At 58.5% G+C, this 18,075-nt stretch carries 20 protein-coding genes; 16 read left to right on the forward strand and 4 right to left on the reverse strand.

From position 1 onward, the window contains the following. The first annotated feature begins 7 nt into the window (after positions 1–7). The 6 genes from motD to CKW26_RS22285 all read left to right on the forward strand — a co-directional run bounded on the left by motD (position 8) and on the right by CKW26_RS22285 (position 5,634). Positions 8–898 carry a flagellar motor protein MotD gene (motD, locus tag CKW26_RS22260; protein ID WP_093439795.1) on the forward strand — a complete coding sequence of 297 codons (891 nt, stop codon included), beginning with the start codon at positions 8–10 and terminating at the stop codon, positions 896–898. Positions 899–941: 43 nt separating this feature from the next. Further along, positions 942–1,730, forward strand: coding sequence for a ParA family protein (locus CKW26_RS22265; RefSeq protein WP_008077691.1), 789 nt, complete (start codon positions 942–944; stop codon positions 1,728–1,730). A 116-nt stretch (positions 1,731–1,846) separates the two neighbouring features. Continuing rightward, complete coding sequence (locus CKW26_RS22270) at positions 1,847–2,797, forward strand: CheW domain-containing protein (RefSeq protein WP_095050192.1); 951 nt, start codon at positions 1,847–1,849, stop codon at positions 2,795–2,797. 90 nt (positions 2,798–2,887) lie between these two features. Continuing rightward, complete coding sequence (locus tag CKW26_RS22275; RefSeq protein WP_095050193.1) at positions 2,888–3,373, forward strand: chemotaxis protein CheW; 486 nt, start codon at positions 2,888–2,890, stop codon at positions 3,371–3,373. Continuing rightward, positions 3,374–3,769: a DUF2802 domain-containing protein gene (locus CKW26_RS22280; RefSeq protein ID WP_095050194.1), complete on the forward strand. Its 396-nt coding sequence runs from the start codon at positions 3,374–3,376 to the stop codon at positions 3,767–3,769. It abuts the gene before it with no gap. Between the two features lie 218 nt (positions 3,770–3,987). Beyond that, complete coding sequence (locus CKW26_RS22285; protein ID WP_095050195.1) at positions 3,988–5,634, forward strand: hypothetical protein; 1,647 nt, start codon at positions 3,988–3,990, stop codon at positions 5,632–5,634. Between the two features lie 77 nt (positions 5,635–5,711). Here the strand turns inward: CKW26_RS22285 and CKW26_RS22290 are convergent, their stop codons facing one another. From CKW26_RS22290 to CKW26_RS22305, 4 genes are all read right to left on the reverse strand, one after another. Next, positions 5,712–6,359 (reverse strand): hypothetical protein, encoded by a 648-nt coding sequence (locus tag CKW26_RS22290; RefSeq protein ID WP_095050196.1) that lies wholly within the window; start codon positions 6,357–6,359, stop codon positions 5,712–5,714. 52 nt (positions 6,360–6,411) lie between these two features. Beyond that, a complete protein-coding gene (locus CKW26_RS22295) occupies positions 6,412–8,136 on the reverse strand; it encodes a hypothetical protein (protein ID WP_095050197.1) in 1,725 nt (574 codons plus the stop codon). A gap of 277 nt (positions 8,137–8,413) precedes the next feature. Beyond that, entirely contained in the window at positions 8,414–8,743 is a 330-nt protein-coding gene (locus CKW26_RS22300) for an EscU/YscU/HrcU family type III secretion system export apparatus switch protein (RefSeq protein ID WP_095050198.1), read from the reverse strand. Beyond that, positions 8,740–10,314: a flagellar hook-length control protein FliK gene (locus tag CKW26_RS22305; protein WP_095050199.1), complete on the reverse strand. Its 1,575-nt coding sequence runs from the start codon at positions 10,312–10,314 to the stop codon at positions 8,740–8,742. Before CKW26_RS22305 ends, CKW26_RS22300 begins: the two co-directional genes overlap by 4 nt. A gap of 197 nt (positions 10,315–10,511) precedes the next feature. Here CKW26_RS22305 and ccmA point away from each other — a divergent pair, with 197 nt between their 5' ends. From ccmA to CKW26_RS22355, 10 genes are all read left to right on the forward strand, one after another. Then, complete coding sequence (gene ccmA / locus CKW26_RS22310; protein WP_095050200.1) at positions 10,512–11,147, forward strand: cytochrome c biogenesis heme-transporting ATPase CcmA; 636 nt, start codon at positions 10,512–10,514, stop codon at positions 11,145–11,147. Further along, entirely contained in the window at positions 11,144–11,812 is a 669-nt protein-coding gene (gene ccmB, locus CKW26_RS22315; protein WP_008083427.1) for a heme exporter protein CcmB, read from the forward strand. Before ccmA ends, ccmB begins: the two co-directional genes overlap by 4 nt. Before the next feature lie 78 nt (positions 11,813–11,890). Beyond that, positions 11,891–12,646, forward strand: a complete 756-nt coding sequence (ccmC, locus tag CKW26_RS22320) for a heme ABC transporter permease (protein ID WP_095050201.1) — start codon at positions 11,891–11,893, stop codon at positions 12,644–12,646. Then, positions 12,643–12,819, forward strand: coding sequence for a heme exporter protein CcmD (gene ccmD, locus CKW26_RS22325; RefSeq protein WP_003222944.1), 177 nt, complete (start codon positions 12,643–12,645; stop codon positions 12,817–12,819). Before ccmC ends, ccmD begins: the two co-directional genes overlap by 4 nt. Further along, on the forward strand, positions 12,816–13,271 hold the full coding sequence (gene ccmE, locus CKW26_RS22330; RefSeq protein WP_085699419.1) for a cytochrome c maturation protein CcmE: 456 nt from the start codon (positions 12,816–12,818) through the stop codon (positions 13,269–13,271). The genes ccmD and ccmE overlap by 4 nt, the downstream gene beginning before the upstream one ends. Positions 13,272–13,274: 3 nt before the next feature. Continuing rightward, a complete protein-coding gene (locus CKW26_RS22335) occupies positions 13,275–15,263 on the forward strand; it encodes a heme lyase CcmF/NrfE family subunit (RefSeq protein ID WP_095050202.1) in 1,989 nt (662 codons plus the stop codon). After that, on the forward strand, positions 15,260–15,796 hold the full coding sequence (locus CKW26_RS22340) for a DsbE family thiol:disulfide interchange protein (RefSeq protein ID WP_093439831.1): 537 nt from the start codon (positions 15,260–15,262) through the stop codon (positions 15,794–15,796). The genes CKW26_RS22335 and CKW26_RS22340 overlap by 4 nt, the downstream gene beginning before the upstream one ends. After that, positions 15,793–16,263 (forward strand): cytochrome c-type biogenesis protein, encoded by a 471-nt coding sequence (locus tag CKW26_RS22345; RefSeq protein ID WP_095050203.1) that lies wholly within the window; start codon positions 15,793–15,795, stop codon positions 16,261–16,263. Before CKW26_RS22340 ends, CKW26_RS22345 begins: the two co-directional genes overlap by 4 nt. Continuing rightward, complete coding sequence (gene ccmI / locus CKW26_RS22350) at positions 16,260–17,462, forward strand: c-type cytochrome biogenesis protein CcmI (protein WP_095050204.1); 1,203 nt, start codon at positions 16,260–16,262, stop codon at positions 17,460–17,462. The genes CKW26_RS22345 and ccmI overlap by 4 nt, the downstream gene beginning before the upstream one ends. A gap of 25 nt (positions 17,463–17,487) precedes the next feature. After that, a complete protein-coding gene (locus CKW26_RS22355; protein WP_016987493.1) occupies positions 17,488–17,892 on the forward strand; it encodes a hypothetical protein in 405 nt (134 codons plus the stop codon). The last annotated feature ends 183 nt before the right edge of the window (positions 17,893–18,075 follow it).

An 18,075-nucleotide genomic window follows, 5' to 3' on the forward strand; every position in this document is an offset into this window, starting at 1 on the left:
TAACCTCATGGCACGTCGTCGCCACCAGGAAGAGCATGTAAACCACGAACGCTGGCTGGTTTCCTACGCTGACTTCATCACGCTGCTGTTCGCGTTCTTCGTGGTCATGTACTCGATTTCGTCGATCAACGAAGGCAAGTACAAAGTCATTTCCGAAGCGCTGATCGGCGTCTTCACCGACTCCGACCGCTCGCTCAAACCGATCCCGATTGGCGATGAACGACCGAAGACCGTGACCCCGGCCAAGCCGCTGGTCAAGGACGCTGAGCAGGTTGACGCCGGTATTGCCGGTGCCAGCGATCCGCTGAAAAGCATCGCCGATGACATCAGCGCCGCGTTCGGCGATTTGATCAGCTCCAATCAGATGACCGTGCGCGGCAACGAGTTGTGGGTCGAGATCGAGCTCAACTCCAGCCTGTTGTTCGGCAGCGGCGACGCCATGCCGAGTGACATCGCCTTCAACATCATCGACAAGGTTGCAGCGATTCTGAAACCGTTCGATAACCCGATCCATGTCGAAGGTTTCACCGACGATCAACCGATCCGCACTGCGCAGTACCCGACCAACTGGGAGCTGTCCTCGGCGCGCTCGGCGAGCATCGTGCGCATGCTGGCGATGCAGGGCGTCAACCCTGGTCGCCTGGCATCAGTGGGTTACGGTGAGTTTCAGCCGGTGGCCAACAACGCCACCGCTGAAGGCCGCGCGAAGAACCGTCGCGTCGTACTGGTGGTGTCGCGAAACCTCGATGTGCGCCGCAGCCTGACCGGCACTGGAACCGCCCATGCGCAACCGGATGCTGCGTTGAAGCGTGCTGGCACACAAACTGCACCGACCCCGGTCAAGACGCCGGGACGCGAGAGTGCCGTCAATTCTCCGTCACCCGCATTAACACGCTGAGCTATGTCTCGGTCGAGCATATCGGCCGGGAGGAACGAACCGAATGAGAGTCTGGGCAGTCGCCAATCAAAAGGGTGGTGTCGGTAAAACCACATCTTCCATCGCTTTAGCCGGATTGCTGGCGGAGGCGGGCAAGCGCGTGGTTGTGGTCGATCTCGACCCGCACGGCTCGATGACCAGCTATTTCGGCTATGACCCCGACAGCCTGGAACACAGCAATTACGACCTGTTTCTGCACAAGGGCAGCGTGCCGCAAGGCCTGCCGGGGCAGTTGCTGTTGTCGACCAGCGACGAACGCATTTCCCTGCTGCCATCGAGCACCGCGTTGGCAACCCTTGAGCGGCAGTCGCCGGGACAGAGTGGCTTGGGTCTGGTGATCGCCAAGAGTCTGGCGCAGCTGTGGCAGGACTTTGATTACGCCGTCATCGACAGCCCGCCGTTGCTCGGCGTGCTGATGGTCAACGCCCTCGCGGCGAGCCAGCAACTGGTGATCCCGGTGCAGACCGAACACCTGGCCGTCAAAGGCCTGGAACGCATGGTCAACACCCTGGCGATGATCAACCGCTCGCGCAAACAGGCGCTGCCGTTCAGCATCGTGCCGACCCTGTTTGATCGTCGTACCCAGGCATCGATGCATACCTTGCGCGTGCTGCGCGACAAATTCCCCGACGAGATCTGGCAGGGTTACATCCCGGTCGACACCCGTCTGCGCGACGCCAGCCGTGCCGGTGTCACGCCTTCGCAATTCGACGGCAAGAGCCGTGGCGTGCTGGCGTATCGCGCGCTGCTCAAGCATCTGTTGGCGCAACAACTTGTTCCGCAGGTGGCTTGAATGACGTTGAACCTTGTAGGAGCTGCCGCAGGCTGCGATCTTTTGATCTTGCTTAGTGGCGCTCCTGAAAAGATCAAAAGATCGCAGCCTGCGGCAGCTCCTACAGGGGACTGTGCATGAACCGGCCTTTGAAGTTGACGTCGAAGCCGCAGTTGGCCTTGCAGTCGTATCTGGACAGTTTGCTCCAGGAAATTCCTGACGCGTTGCCGACGCCAGTCGAAGTTGTCGAAGAAAGTACCGAGGCGCTGGACGAGTTTCAGGCCGCAGTGCTGGAAGAGCAGGCGCGTGACGCGCAGAAGGCTGCCAAACCTGTCGCACCGGTTGTTGCGCCTGCCGCCGCACCGGTCGCCAAGGCATCGGTTACATTGATTGAAGAAGCCGAGCCGGTTCGCGCGCCGGTCTCGACATTGGCACCGCTGCTGCAAACCCAATTGCTGAAAACCGCGCCGGAACCGGCAGTGGTCGAACCGGCCCCAGCTCCGGTTGCACCCGCGCCTGTCGAACAGACGCTGGTTCCACCGCTGGTGGAGGTACATCTGCCGCCGAGCAATACGCCGCCACCGGTGGAAACCGATGGTCGCCCGGCCTGGGCCTCGGAAGCGTTCGAATGCCTGCTGTTCGACGTCGCCGGGCTGACCCTCGCGGTGCCGCTGGTGTGCCTCGGCTCGATCTACTCGCTGGCCGGCCACGAGCTGACGCCGCTGTTCGGTCAGCCGGAATGGTTCCTCGGCATCCTGCCGAGCCAGGCCGGTAATTTGAAAGTGTTGGACACCGCGCGCTGGGTCATGCCGGATCGCTACCGCGATGACTTCCGTCAGGGCCTGCAGTACGTGATTTCGGTACAAGGTTACGAGTGGGGGCTGGCGGTGCATCAGGTCAGCCGCTCGTTGCGTCTGGACCCGAATGAAATCAAATGGAGAAGTCACCGGGGTCAGCGGCCATGGCTCGCCGGCACCGTGATTGAGCACATGTGTGCATTGCTTGACGTTTCCGCACTGGCCGAGTTGATCGCCAGCGGTGGGGCAAAGCACCTCGGCGGCCACAAGCCGCTACATAAACCGACATAGCAGCCGACATAACAATCAGGCGACGGCATTGTTGAATGCCGCCACACAGAACACACACCGCTCAGAGCGGTTTTTTCGAGGGGTCAGGGTATGAGTAGTCAGGCGACGAATGCAAAAGGTTCTGAAGATCCGATCCTGCAATGGGTGACCTTCAAACTGGACAACGAGACTTACGGCATCAACGTAATGCGCGTTCAGGAAGTGCTGCGCTACACCGAGATCGCTCCGGTGCCGGGCGCGCCAAGCTACGTGCTGGGTATCATCAACCTGCGCGGTAACGTGGTCACCGTGATCGACACCCGTCAGCGCTTCGGCCTGAGCACCGGTGAGATCAGCGACAACACCCGTATCGTCATCATCGAAGCCGACAAGCAAGTCGTCGGCATCATGGTCGACAGCGTGGCCGAAGTGGTTTATCTGCGTCAGTCGGAAATCGAGACGGCGCCGAACGTTGGCAACGAAGAGTCGGCCAAGTTCATCCAGGGCGTGTGCAACAAGAACAACGAGTTGCTGATCCTGGTCGAGCTGGACAAGATGATGAGCGAAGAAGAATGGTCGGAACTGGAGAGCATCTGATTGATTCTCGAGGTCGCGGTCATTGTCCTGTTCCTCTTCTGGGCAGGCACACTGGCAATGTTTGTGACGTACATCAAGGCGCAGCGGGTGATCGCTGCGCAACAGGCTCAGGGCGATGCGTTGCGTGACCAGCGCATCAAAGACTTGGCCAAGCGTGTCGACGACTACCAGAACGGCAACGTGCGCATGGGCGACGCCCTGCACGAGTTGCGCGCGGTGGTGAATCCGTTGCCGGACAAGATTGTCGCGCTTGAACAACGCGACCCGTCGAGCCTGTCATTCGCCCAGGCGGCGAAACTGGTGGGCATGGGCGCAAGCGTGGATGAACTGACTCAGTCGTGTGGGTTGACCCAGGCTGAGGCGGAGTTGATGCGCAAGTTACATAAGGGCAGCTAAGAGCTTCGAGCTTATAGCGGCAAGCAATATCAAAAGATCGCAGCGTTCGGCAGCGCCTACAGGGGAAACGCTAATCCTGATGTAGGAGCGGTCGAAGGCTGCGATCTTTTCATTTATGCATAAAGTACCGCCTGTCGGGACTGTCAGATCTGACAGTAGATAACAATCTTTGATGCTCAACATACTCAAGATGAAATCAACTTCATCAGGGTGTGAATATGAAACTCTTACTGTTCTTGACTTTAGTTTTTTCCGCTGCTGTTAATGCCATGTCTGGTCCGGCGTTAGTGGCAGACTTGAATGCAAAATATCAAAACAATGTTGCGCAGTGTTCAAATGGCACTCCTGCCTATTATTGTTCCGGTGTTCTTTTGCGGGCGGTAGACTACAGCACATTTTTCAAATTCTGGGATTATGGTTCACAGGCCACAAAACTTGGATCCGTTGCATTCACTTATATCCGCTCGGATGTCGGTAGTACTACATTTAATGGGAACAGAAAAAGCGGCTTTATCTTGAAGGACCAGACTTCAGCATTGGCGGTGGGTAAGGCCGTGAGTCTGCGTTGTATTTTCCCTTTTCCGACCGAATCACTCAATGAACGGGCAGACCACGGTTGTGGATTTGCACCGAAAGTGGCACAAGCGGATCCTGATCTTGCCAATTGTGCAAAGTTATGGGGCTCTCCCACTACGGCTGCGGCATGGTTGAAAAATTTCAAGGAACATGATTCTTTGCCAAAGAACCAATGTTCGTTAAGTACGGTTGTCGCTGCGCAATTCAAGGCCAGTCTGGAAGCACACAAGCTCATGGATGCAACGTGGACGGCCAAGCCCACTGAGGTCCTGGTTGAAACCTGGGATGAAAGCAAGCCTGAGAAACTTCCAGTCGAGGCCGTGTTTTACGAGGCTTCATCACCGGCTAAATTGGCGGACGCACAGAAATTTCAACGTGAGTATTATCTTGAGACGTCTTTGTACGTCCCTATTGTGAAAATCAATATGGCCGCAGCCAACAAGCAGATATTCAGTTTTGATGCGAAAGATCAACGATTCGGTCAGTTGGTCGCGGAAAGGCTGAACAGCCGATACAACAATGTTTCAAATAACTGTAGCGCAAAGCCTGCGTATTATTGCAGTGGTGTGATAGTGCGTACCACTGGGGCCAAGCCGTCTTACCATTCCTGGAATCCAAGCCCTACGGCAATCAACAAGAAAGGGGTTCCTTTTTCTTACCTGCGTAAGGATTTAGGCATCACAACACTGGCGTGGGGAGATCTTCACGGTTTTATTTTCAAGGACTTCGCCACTGCAGAGCGGCTGGGCACCTATCCGATCAGCCTACTGTGCTCGTTTCCTACGGATGCCGCGAGTTGGTACCGCGCAGGCGTTGGTGGTTGTGGAGCGCACAGTTCCTATCCCGCCAACAGTCGTTCCTGCCCCGAAGAAGGTGTCACCACTCTAGAGAAGTGGAAAACACATTATCGATCAGTGGCGGGTTCCGGATCTTTTTCAAACAGAAATAGACATCAATGTGGATTCACTTCTAGTGTTGAACAGTTTGCCATCAGCCTTGAAGCGCGAGCTCATTTTGAGCCGCCTGCGGGTGAGCGCCCACAGCACAACGAGATAATCATGTCTCTTTGGCCCCAGGATATTCCGAAGCAACTACCGCTTTACGCGTTTTTCTATCTTCAACGCCAAGACGGTGGTTCAGGGGTGACGGGGGCCAAGTACATCCAGCAGGACTATTTCAACATGACCGGTGATGTGTTGCCTGTTATCAGAGTGGATCTTGCACCCGGGGCAGCGGCCGCGTTCAGTTTTCATGAAGCAGATCAGGCCACAGCGGTGAAAGGACGTTAAGCGCGCTCGTCGCGATTGAGGTTGAAAGGCATAAGGTGTGGATTATCTGCACTTTATGCCTTTTTTTTCGGGGGGATTCAAAGCGTGACGCGCAATACACGAGAAAACATTAGATTATCGTTAGAGCCTGAGCGGTGAACGCTGTAGTTTATCGGCACGACCTTGCCCGCGTTTTCTGTTACCCAGTGTGCCGGAATGTTAAAGGTCATCGACGAACTGTTTTGAATCGGCTGGCTCTCGGTATCCCGGACCACCACGCCATGCCACCTTACTCTTACGGTATAACCGGAAGTCATGTTCAAGAACTTGACGGTTACATTTTTTCTGTCTGCAGAAAGTCGCGGCTGACTGAGATCAAATAGTTGTGGGTCGATACTCAATGAGAGTGATTTGGAAATGAGCAGCGGCGCGCCAGGGGTCGGGCGGACGCTATAGTTGACAGTGACAAGGCTGTCAATGGAATCGATAACTTCCAGGCGAGGAATTCTAAAGTTCAGCTTTCCGGGGATGCCTACGGTCAGTGTCTCGGTGTCATATTTATAACGGCCATTTGTCCAGCGTACCCTCACGGTTTGCCCGCCGAGCATGCCGACGTAGTGTGGCACCTGCACATTGACATGTGTGCTGTTATAAACGTCGTTGAAGTTCAGACGTTTACCGTCAACACCGTAGGCCTCCAGAACTTTGGGGGCAGTAAGGTCCAATGCATTGAGTTCAGTACTCATCTCTTTAACTCCTTTTGGGGACATCAAGTGCGCGGCGGATTGCCTGCACTGCTTACAGCTCTACTCTCAACACCTGAGAGAACTGGCTTTGCTCATCGATACCGATCTGATTCACGCTGTAGTTGATCAATACGGTTTTTCCTTTGTTTTCTGATACCCAGTCCGCGGGGATTGAAAACTCTGCAGTGACCCCTGTTTTCATATCCTGCCATTGCGTCCGGCGGGTGATGATTCCGCCGAAACGGACGCGTGCCTGATATCCGTTGGCCATTGCCGGATATCGCACCGTCACTGTGGTTTGGTCGGGGGTAAGCCTTGGAGGGGGCAGCACGAATTCCTGGGCGTCTACCGCCAGGCTAAGCGGATCGGATCGGTGCAATGGGCCGTTCGGGTAGGTACGTACCGTGAAACTGACGGGAACGGTACTGCCTATGGAATCCACAACTTCCATGCGTGGAACGTTCAGGTTCATTGCGCCAACGGCCGTCACCGGTGTGATTGCACTGTCGTAGACATGCCGCGCGGACGCGTAACGGACACGAATGGTCTGCCCAATCGCCATTCCTACATATTGTTCAATCTGAACTGTTATGTGCCTGGCAGTGTAGATGTCGGACATTTTCAGGCGATCACCTTGCGCGCCATAGGCTTCCAGGACTTTGGCGGGCTTCAAGATGATTGTGGTTTTGACTGTGAAGGATTTAGCCTCGGACTCGGGCGATGCACTTCCACGAGCCACGCGCAAGGTGACATCGACCGCGCTTTGGTCGCTTTCGTTGGCCCAAGCCAACGGTATAGGGAACTCTAGTGCTCCGTTTCCTGAATAGGTCTTGGGCGTAGTCTCGCGCTCTATTCGCCCCTGCCAATGAACGCGGACGCTGTCGTCGGCCAATAGACCGGCACCTGAGGCAACAACCTGAATGCTGGAAAGGTAAGCAGGATCCAGTACATCTCCTTGTTCGCCTGTAACCGTGGGTGCAGGTATGCGATTCACGTTTACGCTGACTTCAGTGGGAATGGCCCAAGGGGCAAAGGCATGTGGACGGTTGCCACAGCGATCAATCACCTGGAAGGTAATTGAGTGCTTACCATCCCCCGCACGCTTGATCAGCTTCTCATCGAACAAGATTAAAATCGGATGGTTTTTCGGGTCACTTATTTGCTCAGGAGTGACGGGATAAAACATCACCTGTTCTTCATTGCCCCATCGCGCCATTATGCGGTCGAATGGCGTGATGTTCGGATAAGGTTCGATAAGCATGACAATGCCGTTTTTTGCCATTGCGGCATCGACACCCTTCCCGATATCGGGAATGAAGCTATACAACAGGCGGGGATGACCTTGTGGTTCGGGTTTATCGAGCACACCACCCGGAAGTGTTCGCTTGATCAGAATGTTGAGCTTGAACGAGTCGGCTTCGTTGTGGCTCGAACGGATAATACGATAAAAAACCGGAAACGCCCTTCCATCCAGTATCTGGCCCGCCGGTACATGGAAAAAAACGGGGGCTGTAAGTTTTTCGGAGGTGTCGAGGATTTCCGTCAGTACGGGAGTTACGTCGTCGCCCCAGAAGAGCTGGCACCTTTGGCCTATTGCGTTATCGAGCCACGGATCAACGCTGACGAGCAGATCGGCATTAAGGGGGGCGGCGCCAATGCCGCCGTGGTAACCCTCATTACCACCAATCGGTGAAATCCATGCGGGAATATCTGGTGCTCCTAGGGCCAGCGTATTGCTGTCCGTGGAGTTCTCATCGGTCTCGGGGGGCAAAGTCATCGGAGTGCTCCTGTCAGGGCAGCGCCGAGAACTATTCCATCGGAGCTGTCACTTCATCAGGCGACAACCGCGACTTTTCGCGCAACTGTCAGATCTGACAGTTGCGATGAACGGTATAACTGGGTGGGGCTTCGAGTCAGAGCCGGGGCGATCGCGTCGCTAGAAGATTCAAGCGGCAAGCAAAATCAAAAGATCGCAGCCTTCGGCAGCTCCTACATCAGGATTAGCGTTTCCCCTGTAGGCGCTGCCGAAGGCTGCGATCTTTTGCTTTCAGGGCTTAATAATCATCCCCACGCTCGGTAACATCCTTCTCGACCATCGGCGCATTCGGGTCCTGCCCCTCGGGGAATTTGCCCTTCAGGTTCCACGCAAACGCGATGATTTCGGCGATGGTGCGGTACAACTCTTCGGGAATGCTGTCGCCCAGTTCCATCCGCGCCAGCAAGCGCACCAACTCGGCGTTCTCGTAGATTGGGACTTCGCAATCGCGAGCAATGCGCAGGATTTCTTCGGCCAGTTCGTCATCACCTTTGGCGGTGAGGGTTGGCGCGTGGTTGCCGTCGTATTTGAGGGCGATGGCCTGGCGTGGGGCAGTGGAGTCGTTCATGCGGTTTCGTCGACCCAGCGATGTTCAAGACGGGTTTGGTTGCCTTGCGGCGGGGTGCCATGGTGGCAGTCGATGTCGCCGACGTTCAGCCCGCGATCGAGCAGGCGCTGGCGCAGGGCAAACAGGTTGTTTTCGATGAGTTCGGCGGTGTATGGCCGTTCGGCCCACAGTTGGCTGGACAGGCTGCCGGCGATCAGTTGCGCCTGAATCTGCATCGGCCCGAGCGGTTCCATGTCGAACGCCAGATCGACGCGCCACAGTTGCTGCTTGGGCTCGCGCTCGTCGCGGCGTTCGTTGGGTTGCGGTTCTCGCTCCGGCGCTTCTTCACGCTGAAACTTGACCTGCAACGGCACGATGTCCTGCAGATTGCGCATGGGAATTTCCAGTTGCCAGGTGCTGAGCAGGCGCCCATCGTCGGTGACGCCGGTCTGCTCCAGGCTCGACAGCTGATGGCTTTGCAGGCGCGAAACAGCGGCAGCAGCGAGGCGCAACAACTGTTCCAGATCGCCTTCGCCGTCCAGACTTTGCAGCAGGCGGTCGGGCAGCGGGAAGCTGCTCGGTACAGGTTTGGCGCTGACCTGGCCGAGCATGCCGAGGGCGTTACGGACGAAACTCGGCAGCGCTTGCGCCAGGGTGTTGGCGGCGATGATTGCGTTGAAACTGGTGCTGCTCGGCAAACCGGGGGTCAGTTGTGCGATCAGCTTGAGCAGATCGGCTTTCATGTCCGGTGCCAGCGTCGGGTTCTGCCCGGTCAGCAGTTTGCCTTCGAGGAACACGCCGCTGTTGGCCAGGGCAAGGGCCACGCCTTTGGCGGTGCTCAGTTGTTGCACGTCCGGGAGGCTGGCAAGGAGCTTGTCGACCACCGCGCGTAGATCCGCAGAGGTTTGGTCGGTGGCGGGTGGCAGGTTTTGCAGCGCGTTCAACAACCCGCTCAGCGACGCCTGACGACTTTGCTGGCCGAGCAGTTGCTGACTCACGGCCAGTTGTTCCTGGCGACTGCTCATCGGCAGGAATTTCAGGGTTTGTGCGTCTTCGACCAACGCCGACAGCAAAGTGCCGATGCGCAGCGGCTGCGGGCTGTCGATGGTCAGTGTGCTGCCGCTCTGCGCGGTGTTGAGCAAACTGACCAGCGAGCGGAACACCGCTGCCTGCCCCGGCGTCTGCGGCAGCGCCTGCGAGGTCAGCACCTTGCCTTGCAGCAGGGTGCCGACCGGCAATTGTGCGGTGTCGATGCGGGTGAGGGCGGCGACGCTGTTGGCAATGGCTTGTTGCACAGTAATCGCCAGATTGCCCGCCGAGGGCTGAGTGATCGCCAGACTGGTGCCTTGGGGTAGCGGCAGATTGCTGGTCGCTTGCACGGTGGTCTGACGTCCGCCGTCGACGGTCACCTTGAGCAATAACTGAAAAGTCTGATCCGCCTGCTTGAGCGATAACACCTCGGCCTTGGCGCTTTGCCCGGCGCCGATCAGGCCTTCGACCGGGGTCAGCAGCTTGAGCAGCTCACCGACCTGCGGGCGAACGGTCGCCGGGGGGGTGGGCGGGAGCGGGAGGATGTTTATTTCGCCTGTCATACGCGGACACAACCTGAGGAAAATGCACTCTTGAGAGTAAGGCACGACATGTATAATGCCGCCCGTCTTGCGCTTCGAATAAAAAACATAGCAATTGTTTGACCCAGCTCTCTAGATCGAGCCGTCAATGCATCTATGCTGCATCTCTTTAACGGCCGCGCCAGAGCCGACTTGAACCGTATAAGGCCCGTGATCCCTTGACCAGTCCTGTCCTGCAAACCGTTGCCCTCGCGTGTGAACGTGATCTGCGGCTGCTCTTCGAAAACCTCGAATTGAGACTCGCCAGTGGCGATATGGTGCAGATCAGCGGGCCCAACGGCAGCGGCAAGACCAGCCTGTTGCGTCTGCTTTCAGGGCTGATGCAGCCGACCGCCGGGCACGTCCTGCTCAATGGCCAGCCGCTGACCGAACAACGTAGCGAACTCGCACGCAACCTGCTGTGGATCGGCCACGCCGCCGGGATCAAGGATCTACTGACCCCGGAAGAGAACCTGTCGTGGCTCTGCGCCCTGCATCATCCCGCCGAACGCGAGGCCATCTGGCAAGCGCTGGCAGCTGTAGGATTGCGCGGTTTCGAAGATGTTCCCTGCCACAGCCTTTCCGCCGGCCAGCAACGCCGCGTGGCGCTGGCGCGCTTGTATCTGGACAGCCCGCCGCTGTGGATTCTCGATGAACCGTTCACCGCCCTCGACAAACAGGGTGTGGCGCAGCTCGAAGAGCATCTGGCTGGACACTGCGAACGCGGTGGCCTGGTGGTGTTGACCACGCATCACACGCTGAGCCGGATGCCGGCCGGTTATCGCGATATCGATCTGGGGAACTGGGCAGTATGAGTGTGTTTGGCCTGCTGGTTGCCCGTGAATCCCGACTGCTGTTTCGCCGCCCGGCGGAACTGGCCAATCCGCTGATTTTCTTCGCCATCGTCATCGCGTTGTTCCCGCTGGCCGTCGGCCCGGAAACTCAAGTGTTGCAAAACCTGTCCCCCGGGTTAGTCTGGGTGGCGGCGCTGTTGTCGGTCCTGCTCTCACTGGACGGGCTGTTCCGCAGTGATTTCGAAGACGGATCCCTGGAACAGTGGGTCCTTTCGTCGCACCCGTTGCCACTTCTGGTCTTGGCCAAGGTGCTGGCACACTGGCTTTTCTCCGGTCTTGCGCTGGTTTTGCTCTCACCGTTGCTGGCGTTGATGCTCGGTTTACCTGCCGCCTGCCTGCCGGTTTTGCTGTTTTCGTTGCTGCTGGGAACACCGGTGTTGAGCTTACTCGGCGCGGTGGGCGCGGCACTGACGGTCGGTTTGAAACGTGGCGGCCTGTTGCTGGCGCTGCTGATTCTGCCGTTGTACATCCCGGTGTTGATCCTCGGCAGTGGCGCTTTGCAGGCAGCCCTCCAAGGCATGCCGGCGACCGGGTATCTGCTGTGGCTTGGTAGCCTGACCGCTCTGGCGATCACCCTGACACCGTTTGCAATAGCTGCTGGCCTGAAGATCAGCGTCGGCGAATAATGAGGTCTGGTTAAAATTTAACCAGCAAAGACCCTGAGACTGCTCACACCGATGAGCGGCACCCGTGATGGAAACAGTATGAACTGGACCTGGTTTCACAAGCTCGGCTCGCCCAAGTGGTTCTACGGCATCAGCAGCAAGTTCTTGCCATGGCTGAGCATCGCAGCGTTGCTGCTGATCGGCGTCGGCGTAATTTGGGGCCTGGCCTTCGCGCCGCCGGATTATCAGCAAGGCAACAGCTTTCGCATCATCTATATCCACGTACCCGCCGCGATGCTCGCTCAGTCGATCTACGTGATGCTGGCGGTGTGCGGTGTGGTCGGGCTGGTGTGGAAGATGAAACTGGCCGACGTCGCCCTGCAATGCGCTGCTCCGATCGGCGCGTGGATGACCGCCGTGGCGCTGGTCACCGGGGCGATCTGGGGCAAACCGACCTGGGGTTCGTGGTGGGTCTGGGATGCGCGCCTGACCTCGATGCTGATTCTGCTGTTCCTGTATTTCGGCGTGATCGCGCTGGGCAATGCCATCAGCAACCGTGACAGTGCCGCCAAGGCCTGTGCGGTATTGGCCATCGTCGGCGTGATCAACATCCCGATCATCAAATACTCGGTGGAGTGGTGGAACACCCTGCACCAGGGCGCGACCTTCACCCTGACTGAAAAACCGGCAATGCCTGCCGAAATGTGGCTGCCACTGCTGCTGACGGTGCTGGGTTTCTACTGCTTCTTCGGCGCCGTGCTGTTGCTGCGCATGCGTCTTGAAGTGCTTAAGCGTGAGGCCCGCGCCAGTTGGGTGAAAGAAGAAGTGCAGCACAGTCTGGAGGCCGCTCGATGAGTTTTGCTTCATTCGGCGACTTCCTCGCCATGGGCCATCATGGCCTGTATGTCTGGTCGGCCTACGGCATCTGTCTGGCGGTGCTGATCCTCAACGTGGTGGCGCCGATCGCGGCCCGCAAGCGCTATCTGCAACAAGAGGCGCGTCGTCTGCGCCGGGAGAACGGCAAGTGAATCCGCTGCGCAAGAAACGTCTGATCATCATTCTGGCCATTCTGGTCGGGGTCGGCGCTGCCGTCGGCCTGGCGCTCAGCGCCCTGCAGCAGAACATCAATCTGTTCTACACCCCGACCCAGATTGCCAACGGCGAAGCGCCGCAAGACACGCGCATCCGCGCTGGCGGCATGGTCGAGAAGGGTTCGCTGCAACGCTCGCCGGATTCGCTCGACGTCAAATTCGTCGTCACCGACTTCAACAAATCCGTGACCATCACCTATCGCGGCATCCTCCCGGACTTGTTCCGCGAAGGGCAGGGCATTGTCGCCCTCGGCAAGCTCAACGCCGATGGCGTGGTGGTGGCCGATGAAGTGCTGGCCAAGCACGACGAGAAGTACATGCCACCGGAAGTGACCAAAGCCTTGAAAGACAGTGGTCAATCGGCACCAACGCCTGCGAAGGAGGGTTGATCGATGACGTCGACGATTTTTATTCCTGAGCTCGGCCATCTGGCGATGATTCTGGCCCTGTGTTTTGCCCTGGTGCAGGCCGTGGTGCCATTGGTCGGTGCTTGGCGTGGCGACCGTTTCTGGATGAGCCTGGCCCAGCCGGCAGCGTGGGGCCAGTTTGCTTTTCTGCTGTTCGCGTTCGGCATTCTGACCTACGCGTTCATGACCGATGACTTCTCCGTCGCGTATGTGGCGAACAACTCCAATACCGCGTTGCCGTGGTATTACAAATTCAGCGCGGTGTGGGGCGCCCACGAAGGTTCGTTGCTGCTGTGGGCACTGATTCTCGGTGGCTGGACCTTTGCCGTGTCGGTGTTCTCGCGGCAGTTGCCGCAAGTCATGCTCGCTCGTGTACTGGCGGTGATGGGCATGATCAGCACCGGTTTCCTGCTGTTTCTGATCCTGACGTCCAACCCGTTCAAACGCATCCTGCCGCAAATGCCCAGCAATGGCGCCGACTTGAATCCGTTGTTGCAAGACATCGGCCTGATCGTGCATCCGCCGATGTTGTACATGGGTTATGTCGGCTTTTCGGTGGCGTTCGCTTTTGCCATCGCGGCATTGATGGGCGGTCGCCTTGATGCGGCGTGGGCACGCTGGTCGCGTCCATGGACCATCGTCGCCTGGGCCTTCCTCGGCATCGGCATTACCCTCGGTTCGTGGTGGGCCTATTACGAACTCGGCTGGGGCGGTTGGTGGTTCTGGGACCCGGTGGAGAACGCCTCGTTCATGCCTTGGCTGGTCGGCACCGCGCTGATTCACTCGCTGGCGGTCACGGAAAAACGTGGCGTGTTCAAGAGCTGGACGGTGTTGCTGGCGATTGCCGCGTTCTCGCTGAGCCTGCTCGGCACCTTCCTCGTGCGTTCCGGCGTGCTGACCTCGGTGCATGCGTTTGCCTCTGACCCGGAGCGCGGCGTGTTCATCCTGATCTTCCTGTTGTTTGTGGTCGGCGGCTCGCTGACGCTGTTCGCCCTGCGCGCACCAGTAGTCAAGAGTCAGGTCGGTTTCAACCTGTGGTCGCGGGAAACCCTGCTGCTGGGTAACAACCTGGTACTGGTCGTTGCTGCATCGATGATCCTGCTCGGCACGCTCTATCCACTGATTCTCGATGCCCTGAGCGGCGCCAAGATGTCGGTTGGCCCGCCGTACTTCAACGCGCTGTTCATCCCGTTGATGGGATTGCTGATGGTGGTGATGGCGATCGGCGTGATCGTGCGCTGGAAAGACACGCCGGTGAAATGGCTGGCCGGCATGCTGACCCCGGTATTGCTCGGCAGCGTCGCGCTGGCCGTGGTGGCTGGTGTCGCTTACGGCGATTTCAACTGGGCAGTGATCGCGACCTTCCTGCTCGCCGCGTGGGTGTTGCTCGCCGGTGCGCGCGACATTGTCGACAAGACTCGCCACAAAGGTTTGATCAAAGGTCTGCCGACGCTGACTCGCAGCTATTGGGGCATGCAGATCGCCCACCTCGGCATCGCCGTGTGTGCGTTGGGCGTGGTGTTGTCGAGCCAGAACAGTGCCGAGCGCGATCTGCGTCTGGCGCCGGGCGAGTCGATGGACTTGGCCGGATATCACTTCATCTTTGAAGGCGCCAAGCACTTCGAAGGGCCGAACTTCACCTCCGACAAGGGCACCATTCGGGTGATCCGCGACGGCAAGGAAATCAGCGTGCTGCACCCGGAAAAACGCCTGTATACCGTGCAGAGTTCGATGATGACCGAAGCCGGGATCGACGCTGGTTTCACTCGCGACCTCTACGTTGCCCTCGGCGAGCCGCTGGACAATGGCGCATGGGCGGTGCGCGTGCACGTCAAACCGTTTGTGCGCTGGATCTGGTTCGGCGGTTTGCTCACAGGTTTGGGTGGTTTGCTGGCGGCGCTGGATCGACGTTATCGGGTCAAGGTGAAAGCCAAGGTGCGTGAAGCACTGGGCATGACGGGAGCGGCTGCATGAGACGTTGGTTGATGCTGGTGCCACTGGCGATTTTCCTGCTGGTGGCGGTATTTCTTTATCGCGGTCTGTACCTCGATCCGGCGGAACTGCCGTCGGCGATGATCAACAAGCCGTTCCCGGAGTTTTCGTTGCCGGCAGTGCAGGGCGACAAGACCCTGACCAAGGCTGACATTCTCGGCAAACCGGCGCTGGTCAATGTCTGGGGCACCTGGTGCATTTCCTGCCGGGTCGAGCATCCGGTGCTGAACAAACTCGCCGAGCGTGGCGTGGTGATCTACGGCATCAACTACAAAGACACCAACGCCGATGCCTTGAAGTGGCTGGCCGAGTTCCACAATCCGTATGCGCTGGATATCCGCGACGAAGAGGGCTCGCTGGGCCTCAATCTGGGTGTGTACGGTGCACCGGAAACCTTCTTCATCGACGCCAAGGGCATCATTCGTGACAAGTACGTTGGCGTGATCGACGAGCAGGTCTGGCGCGAAAAACTCGCCGCCAAGTATCAGGCGCTGGTCGACGAGGCCAAGCCATGAAGCGCTTTCTGGCTGCCGTGGTTTTGGGCTTGAGTCTGGCCGGCGTCGCCCATGCCGCGATCGATACGTATGAGTTCGCCAAAGAAGGTGATCGCGAGCGTTTCCGTGAACTGACCAAGGAACTGCGCTGCCCCAAGTGCCAGAACCAGGACATCGCCGACTCCAACGCGCCGATTGCCGCGGACCTGCGTAAAGAGATTTTCCGCATGCTCGGCGAGGGCAAGGACAACCAGCAGATCATCGATTTCATGGTTGATCGCTACGGTGATTTCGTCCGCTACAAACCGGCGCTCAACGCCAAGACCGCACTGCTGTGGTTCGGCCCGGCCGGGCTGTTGCTCGGTGGTTTGGTGGTGATCGCGGTGATTGTCCGTCGTCGTCGCGGCCAGCGCGCCGAAACCCCGCAAGCGCTGTCCAGCGAAGAGCGTCAGCGCCTCGACCAACTGTTGGATAAAAACCAAGAATGATTGATTTCTGGCTTGCCGCAGGGCTGTTGCTTCTGGTCGCCCTGAGTTTTCTGCTGATCCCGGTTTTGCGTGAGCGTCGCGCCCAGCGTGAAGAGGATCGCACTGCCCTGAACGTCGCGCTGTATCAGGAGCGTGTCGCCGAGTTGCAATCGCAACAGGCTGAAGGTGTACTCGACGCGGCACAAATGGACAGCGGCCGTGCCGAGGCGGCGCGTGAGTTGCTGGCGGATACCGAAGGCGTTGCCGCACCGCGTGTGTCCAAGCTGGGTAAACCCTTGCCGTTGTTGGCGGCTGTGCTGGTTCCGGTGTTGGGCCTGGGTCTCTATCTGCATTTCGGCGCTGCCGACAAAGTCGAACTGACCCGCGAATTCGCCCAGGCACCGCAGTCCATGGAAGAGATGACCCAGCGTCTGGAACGTGCTGTCGCGGCGCAACCGGACTCTGCGGAAGGCCTGTATTTCCTCGGTCGTACTTACATGGCTCAGGAGCGTCCGGCGGACGCAGCGAAGATGTTTGAACGCGCCGCGAATCTGGCCGGTCGTCAACCGGAACTGCTCGGCCAGTGGGCGCAGGCGCAGTATTTTGCTGATGGCAAAAAGTGGTCGGCGAAGATTCAGGCCCTGACTGACGAGGCGCTGAAGGCCGATCCGAAAGAGGTCACCAGCCTTGGTCTGCTCGGCATCGCTGCGTTCGAAGGCGAGCGTTATCAGGAAGCCATCGATTACTGGAACCGCTTGCTGGCGCAATTGCCGCCGGACGACAACTCCCGCGCCGCGCTGCAAGGCGGGATCAAACGCGCCGCCGAGCGTCTGGAAGCCAGCGGTGGCAAGGTTGCTCAGGCGCCCGTAGCCGCGAAAGCCGCGCTCTTGAAAGTCAGCGTCAATCTGGCCAGCGAACTCAGAAGCAAAGTGCAACCGGGTGACAGCGTGTTTATCTTCGCCCGCGCCACCTCTGGCCCGCCGGCACCGCTGGCCGCCAAGCGTCTAACCGTGGCCGATCTACCGGTGACCGTCGAACTGGGCGATGCCGACGCAATGATGCCGCAGTTGAAACTGTCGAACTTCCCTGAAGTCCAACTGGTTGCGCGCATCTCACGGGCTGGTCAACCGACCGCCGGTGAGTGGGTCGGTCGCAGCGGCCCTCTGGCCAGCAGCACCACTGCGCTACAAAAACTGACCATCGACAGCCCGGACAAATAGCCGGACACAACAGGAAAGCACCGCCATGCACACCATCGCCCGAATCACAGTCCTCACACTGGCCCTGGGCTTGAGTGCATGTGCGGTGCAACGACCGGAACCGACGACCAACCTGCCGCCGATTCCGCCGTCACAACCGAGCCCGACGCCGTCGACCTCGCCAACCCCGGGCAAAAGCATCCCGGCGAAACCGGCAAAACCCGTCCCGCGCACCTCAGCCAGCTTCGCCCCACCACCGGGCGGCAACAGCCACTGGGACCAGAAACTCGGCGTCTACGTCCTCGACGACCAGACCAACACCTTCTACCGCCAGCGCACCTACTACCGCTGGAACAACGGCTGGAGCCGCTCCGTCAGCCCCAATGGCCCGTGGGAAGACACCAACATCCACGGCGTGCCACCGGGATTGGGCAAGCAGTTCGGGCAGTGAATGCAAACGGCGATCTTCGGATCGCCGTTTTGCTGTGTGCCTGTTGGGTTCGCACAGAAATTGCTCAAGGAAGTGCTGCGTAAAGCTCAGGATCTAGCGTTTCAATCACACTCTGTAAAACAACCGGACGTCGCTCTGTGGATTTTCGTGCTTGAGTAAAGATAACTCTAGGGTTACTTTTAA

The sequence above is a fragment of the Pseudomonas sp. Irchel s3h9 genome, assembly GCF_900187475.1.
Taxonomy (GTDB): domain Bacteria; phylum Pseudomonadota; class Gammaproteobacteria; order Pseudomonadales; family Pseudomonadaceae; genus Aquipseudomonas; species Aquipseudomonas neuropathica.

Bases quoted from the DNA above. Each gene is read 5' to 3' on its own strand.
- CKW26_RS22305 (WP_095050199.1), bottom strand. From the start codon at position 10,314: ATGACAGGCGAAATAAACATCCTCCCGCTCCCGCCCACCCCCCCGGCG.
- CKW26_RS22275 (WP_095050193.1), top strand. From the start codon at position 2,888: ATGAGTAGTCAGGCGACGAATGCAAAAGGTTCTGAAGATCCGATCCTG.
- CKW26_RS22345 (WP_095050203.1), top strand. From the start codon at position 15,793: ATGAAGCGCTTTCTGGCTGCCGTGGTTTTGGGCTTGAGTCTGGCCGGC.
- ccmI (WP_095050204.1), top strand. From the start codon at position 16,260: ATGATTGATTTCTGGCTTGCCGCAGGGCTGTTGCTTCTGGTCGCCCTG.
- ccmC (WP_095050201.1), top strand. From the start codon at position 11,891: ATGAACTGGACCTGGTTTCACAAGCTCGGCTCGCCCAAGTGGTTCTAC.
- ccmB (WP_008083427.1), top strand. From the start codon at position 11,144: ATGAGTGTGTTTGGCCTGCTGGTTGCCCGTGAATCCCGACTGCTGTTT.
- ccmD (WP_003222944.1), top strand. From the start codon at position 12,643: ATGAGTTTTGCTTCATTCGGCGACTTCCTCGCCATGGGCCATCATGGC.
- CKW26_RS22285 (WP_095050195.1), top strand. From the start codon at position 3,988: ATGAAACTCTTACTGTTCTTGACTTTAGTTTTTTCCGCTGCTGTTAAT.
- CKW26_RS22340 (WP_093439831.1), top strand. From the start codon at position 15,260: ATGAGACGTTGGTTGATGCTGGTGCCACTGGCGATTTTCCTGCTGGTG.
- motD (WP_093439795.1), top strand. From the start codon at position 8: ATGGCACGTCGTCGCCACCAGGAAGAGCATGTAAACCACGAACGCTGG.
- CKW26_RS22290 (WP_095050196.1), bottom strand. From the start codon at position 6,359: ATGAGTACTGAACTCAATGCATTGGACCTTACTGCCCCCAAAGTTCTG.
- CKW26_RS22265 (WP_008077691.1), top strand. From the start codon at position 942: ATGAGAGTCTGGGCAGTCGCCAATCAAAAGGGTGGTGTCGGTAAAACC.
- CKW26_RS22300 (WP_095050198.1), bottom strand. From the start codon at position 8,743: ATGAACGACTCCACTGCCCCACGCCAGGCCATCGCCCTCAAATACGAC.
- CKW26_RS22355 (WP_016987493.1), top strand. From the start codon at position 17,488: ATGCACACCATCGCCCGAATCACAGTCCTCACACTGGCCCTGGGCTTG.
- CKW26_RS22295 (WP_095050197.1), bottom strand. From the start codon at position 8,136: ATGACTTTGCCCCCCGAGACCGATGAGAACTCCACGGACAGCAATACG.
- CKW26_RS22270 (WP_095050192.1), top strand. From the start codon at position 1,847: ATGAACCGGCCTTTGAAGTTGACGTCGAAGCCGCAGTTGGCCTTGCAG.
- CKW26_RS22335 (WP_095050202.1), top strand. From the start codon at position 13,275: ATGACGTCGACGATTTTTATTCCTGAGCTCGGCCATCTGGCGATGATT.